The 11,306-nt window shown below is 74.6% G+C and carries 14 protein-coding genes; 11 read left to right on the forward strand and 3 right to left on the reverse strand.

Annotation, left to right across the window (positions count from 1 at the left end; genetic code table 11):
• The first annotated feature begins 273 nt into the window (after nucleotides 1-273).
• The 9 genes from ACFYUY_RS18745 (at nucleotide 274) to ACFYUY_RS18785 (ending at nucleotide 7,275) form a co-directional block, all read left to right on the forward strand.
• The gene (locus ACFYUY_RS18745; RefSeq protein ID WP_387901742.1) at nucleotides 274-1,437 is read left to right on the forward strand and encodes an ABC transporter substrate-binding protein; all 1,164 of its coding nucleotides are present in this window, start codon (nucleotides 274-276) and stop codon (nucleotides 1,435-1,437) included.
• 7 nt (nucleotides 1,438-1,444) lie between these two features.
• Nucleotides 1,445-2,461 carry an ABC transporter permease subunit gene (locus ACFYUY_RS18750; RefSeq protein ID WP_360218396.1) on the forward strand — a complete coding sequence of 339 codons (1,017 nt, stop codon included), beginning with the start codon at nucleotides 1,445-1,447 and terminating at the stop codon, nucleotides 2,459-2,461.
• Nucleotides 2,461-3,270 carry an ABC transporter permease gene (locus ACFYUY_RS18755; protein ID WP_387901877.1) on the forward strand — a complete coding sequence of 270 codons (810 nt, stop codon included), beginning with the start codon at nucleotides 2,461-2,463 and terminating at the stop codon, nucleotides 3,268-3,270. Before ACFYUY_RS18750 ends, ACFYUY_RS18755 begins: the two co-directional genes overlap by 1 nt.
• A gap of 67 nt (nucleotides 3,271-3,337) precedes the next feature.
• Nucleotides 3,338-4,420 carry an ABC transporter ATP-binding protein gene (locus tag ACFYUY_RS18760; RefSeq protein ID WP_387901744.1) on the forward strand — a complete coding sequence of 361 codons (1,083 nt, stop codon included), beginning with the start codon at nucleotides 3,338-3,340 and terminating at the stop codon, nucleotides 4,418-4,420.
• Nucleotides 4,421-4,568: 148 nt separating this feature from the next.
• A complete protein-coding gene (locus ACFYUY_RS18765) occupies nucleotides 4,569-5,267 on the forward strand; it encodes an HAD family hydrolase (RefSeq protein WP_387901747.1) in 699 nt (232 codons plus the stop codon).
• 4 nt (nucleotides 5,268-5,271) lie between these two features.
• Nucleotides 5,272-5,592, forward strand: coding sequence for a multidrug efflux SMR transporter (locus tag ACFYUY_RS18770; RefSeq protein WP_360218405.1), 321 nt, complete (start codon nucleotides 5,272-5,274; stop codon nucleotides 5,590-5,592).
• Nucleotides 5,593-5,856: 264 nt separating this feature from the next.
• Entirely contained in the window at nucleotides 5,857-6,003 is a 147-nt protein-coding gene (locus tag ACFYUY_RS18775; protein ID WP_387901749.1) for a hypothetical protein, read from the forward strand.
• Nucleotides 5,993-6,667 carry a hypothetical protein gene (locus ACFYUY_RS18780; protein ID WP_360218413.1) on the forward strand — a complete coding sequence of 225 codons (675 nt, stop codon included), beginning with the start codon at nucleotides 5,993-5,995 and terminating at the stop codon, nucleotides 6,665-6,667. Before ACFYUY_RS18775 ends, ACFYUY_RS18780 begins: the two co-directional genes overlap by 11 nt.
• Nucleotides 6,664-7,275, forward strand: a complete 612-nt coding sequence (locus ACFYUY_RS18785) for a hypothetical protein (protein WP_387901751.1) — start codon at nucleotides 6,664-6,666, stop codon at nucleotides 7,273-7,275. Before ACFYUY_RS18780 ends, ACFYUY_RS18785 begins: the two co-directional genes overlap by 4 nt.
• A 94-nt stretch (nucleotides 7,276-7,369) precedes the next feature.
• On the opposite strand, the gene ACFYUY_RS18790 is transcribed toward ACFYUY_RS18785, so the two are convergent.
• The 3 genes from ACFYUY_RS18790 to ACFYUY_RS18800 all read right to left on the reverse strand — a co-directional run bounded on the left by ACFYUY_RS18790 (nucleotide 7,370) and on the right by ACFYUY_RS18800 (nucleotide 9,365).
• On the reverse strand, nucleotides 7,370-7,885 hold the full coding sequence (locus ACFYUY_RS18790; RefSeq protein WP_360218418.1) for a pyridoxamine 5'-phosphate oxidase family protein: 516 nt from the start codon (nucleotides 7,883-7,885) through the stop codon (nucleotides 7,370-7,372).
• Between the two features lie 143 nt (nucleotides 7,886-8,028).
• Nucleotides 8,029-8,697, reverse strand: coding sequence for a phosphatase PAP2 family protein (locus tag ACFYUY_RS18795; protein WP_387901755.1), 669 nt, complete (start codon nucleotides 8,695-8,697; stop codon nucleotides 8,029-8,031).
• Nucleotides 8,697-9,365, reverse strand: a complete 669-nt coding sequence (locus tag ACFYUY_RS18800) for a DedA family protein (protein WP_360218424.1) — start codon at nucleotides 9,363-9,365, stop codon at nucleotides 8,697-8,699. The genes ACFYUY_RS18795 and ACFYUY_RS18800 overlap by 1 nt, the downstream gene beginning before the upstream one ends.
• Before the next feature lie 115 nt (nucleotides 9,366-9,480).
• Here ACFYUY_RS18800 and ACFYUY_RS18805 point away from each other — a divergent pair, with 115 nt between their 5' ends.
• On the forward strand, nucleotides 9,481-9,936 hold the full coding sequence (locus ACFYUY_RS18805) for a BlaI/MecI/CopY family transcriptional regulator (RefSeq protein ID WP_387901758.1): 456 nt from the start codon (nucleotides 9,481-9,483) through the stop codon (nucleotides 9,934-9,936).
• The gene (locus tag ACFYUY_RS18810) at nucleotides 9,930-11,045 is read left to right on the forward strand and encodes a M48 family metalloprotease (protein ID WP_387901761.1); all 1,116 of its coding nucleotides are present in this window, start codon (nucleotides 9,930-9,932) and stop codon (nucleotides 11,043-11,045) included. Before ACFYUY_RS18805 ends, ACFYUY_RS18810 begins: the two co-directional genes overlap by 7 nt.
• The last annotated feature ends 261 nt before the right edge of the window (nucleotides 11,046-11,306 follow it).

The following is an 11,306-nucleotide window of genomic DNA, read 5'->3' on the forward strand; positions in this document are numbered from 1 at the left end:
CTTCGAAGCATCGCACCGAACGGATCACGCTCCGGCGGCCGGATTCCACCGTTCCCGCAGCCGACCCCGGTTCTGGGCCGTCCGTTCACCTTCCCGTCACCGGACTCCGGCGTACTTACCTCCGTCAGCGAAGTTGGCTAGTCAACTCGGACGGCCTCGAACGGCAGTCCGGGACGGCTCCGGGCGGCTCACCCCCCCTCACCCGGACGGCCACTCGCCAGATCCCCCGATCAAGACACCCCCTGCAGTTCCCCCTTCTCAGGAGACTGACCCGTGTCCGTGCACCGCGCCCGTTCCGCCGCCTTCGCGGCCGTCCTGACCGCCGCTGCGCTGTCCCTCACCGCCTGCGGTTCCGCCGGCTCCTCCGCGAAGTCCGGCGACGCCGCGGGCGGCAAGAGCGCCAAGACCGCCACCTCGATCGCCGACTTCGGCGGGATGGACGCCCTGGTCGCCGCCGCCAAGAAGGAGGGCAAGCTGCACGTCATCACGCTGCCCCGCGACTGGGCGAACTACGGCAAGCTGATGGACGACTTCAAGGCGAAGTACGGCATCGAGATCGAGGACGAGAACCCGGACGGCTCCAGCCAGGACGAGATCAACGCGATCACCTCCCGCAAGGGCCAGGACCGCGCCCCCGACGTCGTCGACCTCGGCTCCGCCTTCGCGATCAGCGCCGGCAAGCAGGGCCTGCTGGCCCCCTACAAGGTCGTCGACTTCGACAAGATCCCGGCCACCATGAAGGACGCCAACGGTCTGAGCTACAACGACTACGGCGGCTACATGTCGATCGGCTGCGACGCCAAGAAGGTCGCCGCCTGCCCGAAGACCTTCGCCGACCTGCTCAAGCCCGAGTACAAGGGCATGGTCGCCCTGAACGGCAACCCGACCAAGGCCGGTGCCGCGTTCGGCGCCGTCTACGCCGCGGCCCTCGCCAACGGCGGCTCGCTGGACAACATCCAGCCCGGCATCGACTTCTTCGGCAAGGTGAAGCAGGCCGGGAACTTCAACCCGGTCGAGGTCACCCCGGCGACCATCGAGAAGGGCGAGACCCCGATCAGCATCGACTGGTCGTACCTGAACGCCGGCTACGCCGTGAAGTTCAAGGACAAGGGCCTCGACTGGCAGGTGGCCATCCCGTCGGACGGCTCCTACGCCCAGTACTACAACCAGGCCATCAACAAGGACGCGCCGCACCCGGCCGCCGCCCGCCTGTGGGAGGAGTACCTCTACAGCGCCGCCGGCCAGAACGGCTTCATGGGCGGCTTCGCCACCCCGGCCCTGTTCGACGCCATGAAGACCGCCGGCACCCTCGACGCCGACGCCGCCTCGAAGCTGCCGCCGGTCGAGAAGCCCTTCACCACCTTCCCGACCCCGGACCAGACCGACGCGGCCAAGAAGGTCGTGACCGAGAACTGGGCCAAGGCGATCGCGGGCTGACCTGACGATGACCACGGCTCCCACCCCGGTGCCGGCCAGCGCCTCCGCCGCCCAGCGCGGCGGGGGCGCCCCCGGCCCCGTCTCCCCCAGCTCCCCGGCCGCCACGGCGGCCCCCGCCCCCACGACCACCACCGGGACCGCCGCCGGGCGCCGGTCCCCCCGCCCCGCCAGGGGCCGGGCCGGCCGCAGCCGGGCCTGGCTGGCCGCCCTGCCCCTGCTGCTGTTCTTCGTGATCGGCTTCGGACTGCCCGCCGTCGCGATCGCCATCGGCGCGTTCACCACCTCCACCGACGCCCCCGACGGCGGCGGCACCTTCACCACCGACAACCTCACCGGTTCGCTCCAGGGCGCCTACTTCACCGCCCTGTGGGGCAGCGTCAAGCTCTCCCTGCTGACCGCGCTGATCGCCACCGTGGTCGGCCTGCCGCTGGCCCAGGCCGTCGCCACCTCCCGGTTCCGGGTCTTCCGCGAGGCCGTGCTCTCCGCCTCCGGGGTGCTCGCCAACTTCGGCGGCGTGCCGCTCGCCTTCATGTTCGTCGCCACCCTCGGCAACTCCGGCGAGGTCACCAAGCGGCTCGGCCTGACCAAGCACGGCTGGAACCTCTACACCTTCTCCGGCCTCTCGGTGGTCTACCTGTACTTCCTCGTCCCGCTGATGGTCATCACCATCACCCCCGCCTTGGAAGGCCTGCGGGTGCAGTGGCGCGAGGCGGCGTACAACAACGGCGCCACCGTCGTGCAGTACTGGCGGCACGTGGCCCTGCCGGTGCTGGTGCCCTCGCTGCTCGGCGGCTTCGTGCTGCTGTTCGGCGCCTCCTTCGCCGCGTACGCCACCGCCGAGGCCATGGTCGGCAGCTCGGTGCCGCTGATCTCGATGCAGATCGGCGACGCGCTGTCCGGCAACGTCCTGGTCGGCCAGGGCAACCTCGCCCTCGCCCTCGGCCTCGACATGATCGTGGTCGCCTGCCTGGTGATGGCCGTGTACCTGCCCCTTCAGCGCCGGAGTGCCAAGTGGCTCGCCTGATCAACCGCATCCGTCCCGGCCGCGGCCTCGTCCTGCTGCTCTGCGGCGTCTACTTCGCCGTCCCGATGGCCGCGTCGGTGTACTTCAGCGTCGACGACACCAAGGGCGGGGTCACCTTCCGCGCCTACACCGAACTGCTGAACGCCCCCGGCTTCACGGACAGCCTGGTGCTGAGCCTCGAACTGGCCGGCGTCACCGTGGCGGTGCTGCTGCTCCTGCTCGTCCCCGCGATGCTCGCGGCCCGGCTCGGCGCGCCGAAGCTGCGCCCGGTGATCGAGGTGATGTGCTCGATGCCGCTGGTCGTCCCGGTGGTCGCGCTCACCACCGGCATCATCGGCGTGCTGCGCTGGGGCCCGGACTACCTGCAGGACACCCCGTTCTTCCAGACCATCGTGGCCATCCAGGACCCGGCCTTCCCGATCGTGCTGGTCATCGCCTACGTGCTGATGGCCCTGCCGTTCGCCTACCGGGCGCTGGACGCGGGCCTGCGCGGCGTGGACGTCACCACCCTGGTCGAGGCCGCCCGCAACTGCGGCGCCGGCTGGCTGCGCGCCGTGTTCACCGTCGTACTGCCCAACCTGCGCAGCGCGCTGCTGAACGCGGCCGTGCTCACCGTCGCCCTGGTGCTCGGCGAGTTCACCACCGCCTCCATCCTCGGCTTCGCCCCCTTCTCGGTGTGGATCAACTCCAACGGCAAGAGCGACGGCCAGATGTCCGTCGCCGTCTCGATGCTCAGCCTGCTGATCGTCTGGGTCGTCCTGCTGCTGATGTCCGCCGCGGGCCGCGGCCGCAAGGCCGCCCGCTCCTAGGCACCACCCCCCTAGGGCTTGTCCGAGGAACCCCGAACCACCCCACGCCTTCCAGGAGTTACCAGCCATGACCACGGCCCCCGCCCCCGTCGCCGGAGTCGCGCTCGCCCCCGGCGGCGCCACCGTCGAGTTCCGCTCGCTGCGCCGCGCGTTCGGCACCACCACGGCCCTGGACGGCCTGGACCTCACCGTCCACCCCGGCGAACTGCTCGCCCTCCTCGGCCCCTCCGGCTGCGGCAAGACCACCGCGCTGCGCATCCTGGCCGGCTTCGAGCAGCACGACTCGGGCGAGGTCCTGGTCGACGGCCAGGACATCACCGCGATCCCCGCGCACAAGCGCGACGCCGGCATGGTCTTCCAGTCGTACAGCCTCTTCCCGCACCTGAGCGCCCTGGACAACGTCGCCTTCGGCCTGCGGATGCGCGGCGCCGGCAAGGCCGACCGCCGCAAGCGCGCCCAGGAACTGCTGGAACTGGTCGGCCTGCCGCACCGCGCCGAGCACTACCCGCACCAGATGTCCGGCGGCCAGCAGCAGCGCATCGCGCTCGCCCGGGCGCTCGCCCTGCAGCCGCGCGTCCTGCTGCTCGACGAGCCGTTGTCCGCCCTGGACGCCAAGGTCCGGCTCCAGCTGCGCGAGGAGATCCGCCGTCTCCAGCAGGAGCTGGGGATCACCACCCTGTTCGTCACCCACGACCAGGAGGAGGCGCTGTCGATGGCCGACCGCGTCGCGGTGCTGCGCGCCGGCCGGCTGGAGCAGTGCGCCACGCCGTCCGAGCTGTACGGCCGCCCGGCCACCGCCTTCGTCGCCGAGTTCGTCGGCACCATGAGCCGCATCCCGTGCACCCGCACCTCCGACGGCGTCGAGGTGCTCGGCCGCCGGCACGCCGTGGACGGCGAGCTGCCGGCCGGCGGCGAGCTGCAGGTGCTGGTCCGCCCGGAGAACGTCACCCTGACGCCGGCCGAGCACGGCCCGGCGCTGGTCGTCGCCGCCTCCTTCCTGGGCGCCGTCACCCGGCTCACCGTCCGCCTCGACGACGGCACCGAGGTCAAGGCCGACCTGCCCACCGAGGCCACCGCCGCCCTGCCGGCCGGCTCGCGCGCCGAGCTGTCCCTGCCGGAGCGCCCGGTGCTGGTGGACCGCCGCGCCTGACCGACCTGCCCGACCGCTGCGCCCGACCGCGGGGCCGCCCGGCCCCCGGCCCGGCCCCGCCGAGCCCCCACCGGGGGGCCGGATGGCCCGCCGCGCGGCCGTCTGAAACCCTCGTACCGCCACCCGATGGACCACCGAAGGTACCGCCATGCCTGAAACCGCCCCCGGGACGCCCCCCGGGACCGTCCTGCCCGCCGCCGTCCTGTTCGACATGGACGGCACCCTGGTCGACACCGAACAGCTCTGGTGGCAGGCCGCCGCCGAGCTCGCCGAGGAGCTGCACCGCCCGCTCACCGACCAGGACGCCCCCGAGGTGCTCGGCCAGGCCGTCGAGCACACCGCCGCCCACCTGCACAGGGTCAGCGGCACCGACCTCAGCGAGGCCGAACTCGCCGACCGCCTCGGCGAGTCCTTCGCCGGCAAGGTCGCCGCCGAGACGGTCCCGCGCCCCGGCGCGCTCACCCTGCTCGCCTCGCTGCGGGACGCCCGGGTGCCCACCGCGCTGGTCTCCGCCTCGCCGCGCCGGGTGGTCGAACTGGTGCTCTCCGCCATCGGCCGGGACTGGTTCGCCGTCACCCTCGCCGCCGAGGACACCCCGCGCACCAAGCCCGCACCGGACCCGTACCTGGCCGCCGCCGAGCGGCTCGGCCTGGACCCGACCGTCTGCGTCGCCGTCGAGGACACCCCCACCGGGGTCGCCTCCGCCTCCGCGGCCGGCTGCGCCGTGCTCGCCGTGCCCTCCACCGCGACGCCCATGCCGGACGGCGCCCGGATCACCCTGCTCGGCAGCCTCGAGCAGGCCGACCTCGCGCTGCTCGGGCGGCTCGGCACCGACCGGGCCGTCTGACGCCATGCCCTACCTCCTGCTCGCCCTCGCCATCGTGAGCGAGGTCTGCGCCACCAGCTGCCTGAAGCTCACCGAAGGGTTCTCCCGCCTCTGGCCGAGCGTCGGGGTCGCGATCGGCTACGTGCTGTCCTTCGTCCTGCTCGGCCGGGCGCTCAAGCACATCCCGGTCTCGGTCGCCTACGCCGTCTGGTCGGGGGCCGGGACGGCCGCGGTCGCCGGGATCGGCGTGGTCGCCTTCGGCGAGTCCCTGGGCCGCCTGCAGTGGCTGGGGATCGCGCTGGTGATCGTCGGCGTCGTCGTGCTCAACCTCCGCAACAGCCACTGACCGGCCACGTGACGGCCCGTCACCGCTGAACCGCCCGCACCGGACCCGGGCCGGAGCGGGGCGCCGGACCACCCGACGCCCCGCCCCGGCCCGTCCGCCACCCCGCCCCCACGACGCACCCCGGGCCCCGCGGACGCAAAGGCTCCGTAGAAGGCCCGTAAAGATCCCGTCACACCCGCCGGAACCCGCCCCCGAAGCCCCTCGCCCGCCCGCGGAGCACGACTATGCTCACCCGGTCCGACACGGCGATCACCGGGGGAGAAGATGGCCGACTTCACGGTCAGTAACACCGTCCTCGGCTCGGCCGGCACCGCCGTCGGCGGGGGGAAGGCCAACGCCGTCATCGGCACCGTGTCCACGGTCGGCAACCTGCTGGGCCTCGGCGGATGGGCGGCCGGATATGGACGATGAGGCCACCCCGCCGCTCTGGATCACCCTGCCCGGGGGCTTCACCGCCATCGACCTCGACGAGGACCCCGGCGACCGGATGGCCCGCTCGGCCGAACGACTGGACACCCTCTTCCCCGGCGTCGGCGCCGAGCAGAAACTCGGCGCGGTGATCGCCGCCGAGACCGCCCTGCAGGCCCAGCTGCGCGAGGGCGCCGTCCACGTCTCCAGCTGTCTGGTCCGGGCCGTGGACGGCGAACCCCTCCACGGCGTGCTCACCGTCTTCCTCCGCCCCGAGGACACGGGCCCGGTCGGAAGCTACCCCGCCCGCGTGGCCGAGGAGTTGGCCGAGCTCTGGCCCGGCGCCGACGTCGGGGTCGTCGACCACCCGGCCGGCCGCGCCGCCCTCAGCGCCCGCCAGGTCGCCGTCCCCGTCCCCGGCGCGGTCTGGGGGGTGACCGAGTCCACCGTCAGCACGGTGCGTCAGCTCGAACTGCTCCTCCCCCACCCGTGGAGCCCGCACGTCGTCGCCGCCGTCTTCACCACCGAGGACGTCGACCACTGGGACGAGTGGCTGCCCCTCCTGGCCACCGCCCTCCGCGGGATCTCCTTCCACCCTCCCCGCGACGAGAGCCGCGACGCCCTGCCCCCCGACCAGTGGGACACCATCCGCCAGGCCTTCGGATGACGGCCGCCGCCCCGCGTCCCGGGCCCGGACCCCGCCGCGGCTCCGTCGGGCTGACCATCGTCCTCGCACTGGCCGCACCGCTGTCGATCGTCGCCACCGCGGCCGCCTACGGGTCCCACGGCTGGCCGGCCGGCCTGGGCGTCCTGCTCCTGTGCACGGCCGGCCTGTCGGCGGGCCTCGGCAGGCTCGCCGGCGGGACCCCGGGTTGCCTCGCCGCCCTGATCGCCCCGCTCGTGCTCCTGGTGGCCGCCGCCGCGGCGGGAAACGTCCGCGACGACGTGGTGCTGAGCAGCGGGCCGACGGTGACCGCCCGCATCACCGGCGTGGAACGCACCCCGGGCACCCGCGACCCCTCCTGGGACTACGCCCTGGTGACCGCCGACGGCACCCCCGTCCCCGGCGGGCGCCTCAACCAGCGCGTCCAGACCCTGCGGGTCGGCGACCAGGTCACCGTCCGTCTCGCCCTCGACGGCACCGCGAGACCGAAGCGGCCCGAGGAGATCGACCTCGGCACCGACCTGTTCTGGGCCACCGCGGTCCTGCTCACCACCGCCCTCACGGTGGTCGGCCTCGGCACCCTCGCCCGCCGTTCACACCGTGACCGGTAGCGTCGGTCGGCACCGGACTCCGTCACGACGCGGGCCACGAGCGGGGGAAGTCGGCCGGGCCGACTTCCCACGCCGGACACCCCCGAGGACACCCCTAGCCCCGCAGGACCCGGGCGCGGAGGTAGTTGCGGCGGCCGAAGTTGGGCTCGTCGACCGCCGTCAGCTCCTCGACCTGGAAGCGGTACAGCGCCGCCGCGCCGCCGCCGGTGAGGAACTGCCGCCGGACGGCCTCGTCCCGGGCGAAGGCCGGGTAGCGCCCCTGGTAGGCGGCCAGCGCCGCCTCCGCCTGCCGCCCCCAGGCCTCGCCCGCGCTGCCGGTCAGCTGGAGGCCGCGCAGCTGCTCGCCGAAGGCCGGTGGCGGCAGGAAGACGGTGGCGGCGGCGCGGGCCTCCTCGGCGAGGTGGTGGCTGTGCCGGGTGGAGCGCTCGCTGACGAAGTAGAGGACGAGGTCGTCGTCGTACGCGAAGAAGGCCAGGTTGGCGTGCGGGCCGTGTTCGTGCCCGGCGGTGGCGAGGGTGAGCACCATGGTCTCCTGGAGCAGGCCCTCGACGCCCTTGTGCGGCGACCCGCCCGGCCACTCCCCCTGCGTGATGTCGAGTCGGTACGGCATCGGCACTCCCTCCGCTGGCACGCCCGGCGCTCCCGCGCCCCGGCACGACTGAGCCGGGCGGGGCCCCCGCGGAGGGGTCCCACGCCCGGCTCACATGCTCTACCCGCCACCCCGGCCGAACAAGGGTCGGGCGGGTTACGGAATCAGTGCCGCGGCGTCTCGTACGGTGAGTGCCCGCGGGCCACCAGCGGCAGTGCGCCGGGGCCGAGCAACGGGCGCAGCGCGCCGCCCCGCATCCGGTCGACGAGCGGTCCGCAGCGCCGGGCGAGCGCGGCCAGCACGAGGGCGACGAGGACGCCGACCAGTGCGCCGACGGCCACGTCGTGCGGGTAGTGCACGCCGACCCAGACCCGGGAGGCGCCCATCAGCACGGCGAAGAGCCCGGCGATCCAGCCGAGCCGCCGGTCGACGAACCAGAGCGCGGTGGCGGCCGCGAAGGCGATGACCGTGTGGTTGCTGGGGAACGACCAGTCGCCGGTGCCCGGGCAGGCCTCCAGGGAGACGCTGCCGGGGATCTGGGCGCAGGGCCGGACCTCCTCGACAGTGCTCTTGAGGGCGGAGTTCGCGGCGTACGCGAGGACGACGATCACCGGCGAGGCCAGCACCCCGGCCATGACCGCCGAGTCGGCGCCGCGCGCCCGCCACCAGGCGTAGAGCATGAAGACGGCGAACAGGCCGAGTCCGACCGCGGACCACAGTCTGATCAGTTCGTCGAGCCAGTGCGGGGCCGCCTGGGCCCACTCGTTGACCCGGGTGTAGAGGCCGCCGTCGATGCCGCTGCCGTCGTACACGGCCAGGGCCCGGGAGGACATCACACGTCACCTCCGTGACGGCGCGCCTTACGGGCGCGGAACAGTTCGAGAACGATGGGGAGCACGGAGACAACTACTACCAGACCGATGATCGGTAGCAGATATTGGTCGATACTGGGGACGGACGATCCGAGCGCGTACCCGGCGAGCACCACCCCGACGGTCCAGACCGCTCCGCCGATCACCTGCCAGAGGGTGAACGAGCGCACCGGCACGTCGAGCACGCCGCAGAGCGGGTTGAGCACCGTCCGGACCACCGGGATGAAGCGGGCGAGCACGATCGCCTTGCCGTGGCCGTACTTGGCGAGCAGCTCCTCGGCCCGCCGGGCGCCCTCCTGGAGGCTCCGGCGCTTGGAGCGGCGCAGCAGGGCGGTGCCGCCGCGCCTGCCGATCAGGTAGCCGACCTGTGCGCCGAGCAGCGCCCCGGCCAGGGCCGCGGGAAGCACCTGGTAGAGCTCCAGCTGCGGGCCCTTGGTGGCGCCGGGGACGCAGAGCAGGCCGGCGGTGAACAGCAGCGAGTCTCCGGGCAGGAAGAAGCCCACCAGCAGGCCGGTCTCCGCGAAGAGGACGACGGCGATCCCGAGCGCGCCGAAGGCGGACAGCAGCGAGGACGCGTCCAGCGGGTTCACCGCGAGGTGGACGGCCGGATCGGGGGGGAACTGGAGCAAGGCTGGCGGACCTCCCGTACGTTGGGGGGCGGTTCGCAGCGGAACCCGCCCCGACCGTCTACAGTGACGTAGACGGTCTACATGACTGTAGACGAAACCTGGAGGAAGCGCCGCCATGTCCGACGTACCGTCCGCCCGCCGGCCCGCCGGCGAGTTGGAGGCCGAGGTGCTGGCCGCGCTCTGGGCGGCCGGGCAGCCGATGACGCCGCAGGACGTCCAGACGGCGCTCGGCGGGGACCTCGCCCGCACCACCATCGCCACGATCCTCGCCCGGCTGCACGACAAGGGCACCGTGGAGCGCACCCGCGCCGGCCGCGCCTACGCCTACACCCCGACCGTCCAGGACCCGGCCGGGCTCGCCGCCCGCCGGATGCACACCGAGCTCGGCCGCGAGGCCGACCGCTCCACCGTGCTGGCCCGCTTCGTCTCCGACCTCTCCGCCGAGGACGAGCAGTTGCTGCGCGCCCTCCTGGGCGACGGCCACCCCGGCACCGGGCCCGGCCCCGACGCCACCGGGCCCGACGCCACCGGGCCCGGCCCGGACGCCTCCGGGGCGGGCCGCCCGTGCTGATCGCCGTCTGGGCCCCGCTGCTGCTGCCGTTCCTGGCCGTTCCGCTCGCCCGCCGCCTCGCCGAGGCCCTGCCGCCCCGGGCCGCCGCCTGGACCCTGGCCGGCACGGCCGCCGTGCTGGCCGGCGGCACCCTCTGCTCGCTCGGCCTGCTCGCGGCCGCCGGGCTGCTGCAGCTGCCGCCGGTCGCCGCGCTCGGCCACCTGTCGCTGCCCTGGCTCACCGCCGCCGCCCCCGGAGCACCCCTGGCCGCGGCCGCGGCCGGGCTGGTGCTCGCCGTGCTGACCGCCCGGGCCGTCCGCACGGCCCGCCGCCACCGGCTGGAGCTGCGCACGGCCCGCGCCGCCGTCCCCGCCGCGTCCCCGGCCGCCGCCCAAGCCACCACCGCCACCGCCACCGCCACCACGACCGACGACCGGCATCCGGACACGCGCCCTCGACGCGCCACCGTGCGCCGGGCACGCACCCCGCGGGCCGCGCTGGCCCGCGCCCGGGCGCTGCTCCAGCCGGGCGAGCACCCGCTCGCCGTCCTCGACGACGAGCGCGCCGACGCCTTCGCCCTGCCCGGACGGCTGCCGCTGCCCGGTCGGCCCGCCGAACCCGGCCGGATCGTCGTCACCTCCGGCATGCTGCGCGCCCTCAGCGGGCCCGAGCGGGCCGCCCTGCTCGCCCACGAACGGGCCCACCTGGCCGCCCGCCACCACGTCTTCCTCGCCCTGGCCGAACACGCCGCCGACCTCCACCCCGCGCTCGGCGCCCTGCGCACGCCGCTCGGGTTCCACCTGGAGCGCTGGGCCGACGAGGTGGCGGCGGCCCGGGTCGGCGACCGCACGGTGACGGCCCACGCGGTCGGCCGGGCCGCCCTGGCCGCCGGCCGCTCCCCCTGGCCGGCCCGGCCCCGGCTGGTCCCCGCCGCGCACTCCGGGCCGGTCCCCCGCCGGGTGGCCGCCCTGCTCCAGCCCCGCCCGGCCGCCGCCGGGACCCGCCGCCGCGCGGTCGCGCTCGCGCTGGCGGCCTGCCTGGCCCTGAGCACCGCCGCCACGCTGGACGCCACCGCCGACCTGCACCACACGGTCGAGGCGGCCCAGCGCGGCAGCGGCGCGGAACGCTGACCCCGGGCCCGACACCCGGCACCCGGCACCCGCACGGCGCCCGCCGTCAGGCCCGACCGGCACCACAACGGCACCCCACCCGCGCCACCGGCAGCCACCCCGTCCCGACCCACCCGCGCGCTCCGCCCCGGCCCCCGCAACCACCCCCCGGCCACCGCGCCCCACGACCGTCCGGGGGCACGGCGTAGCCATCCCGGCCCGGCATGTCCACTCCCGTACCGCCCGGTATGCCGAGTTGGCAGACCCCATCCCCAGGAACCC

Source organism: Kitasatospora sp. NPDC004745 (assembly GCF_042873275.1).
Classification (GTDB): Bacteria; Actinomycetota; Actinomycetes; order Streptomycetales; family Streptomycetaceae; genus Kitasatospora.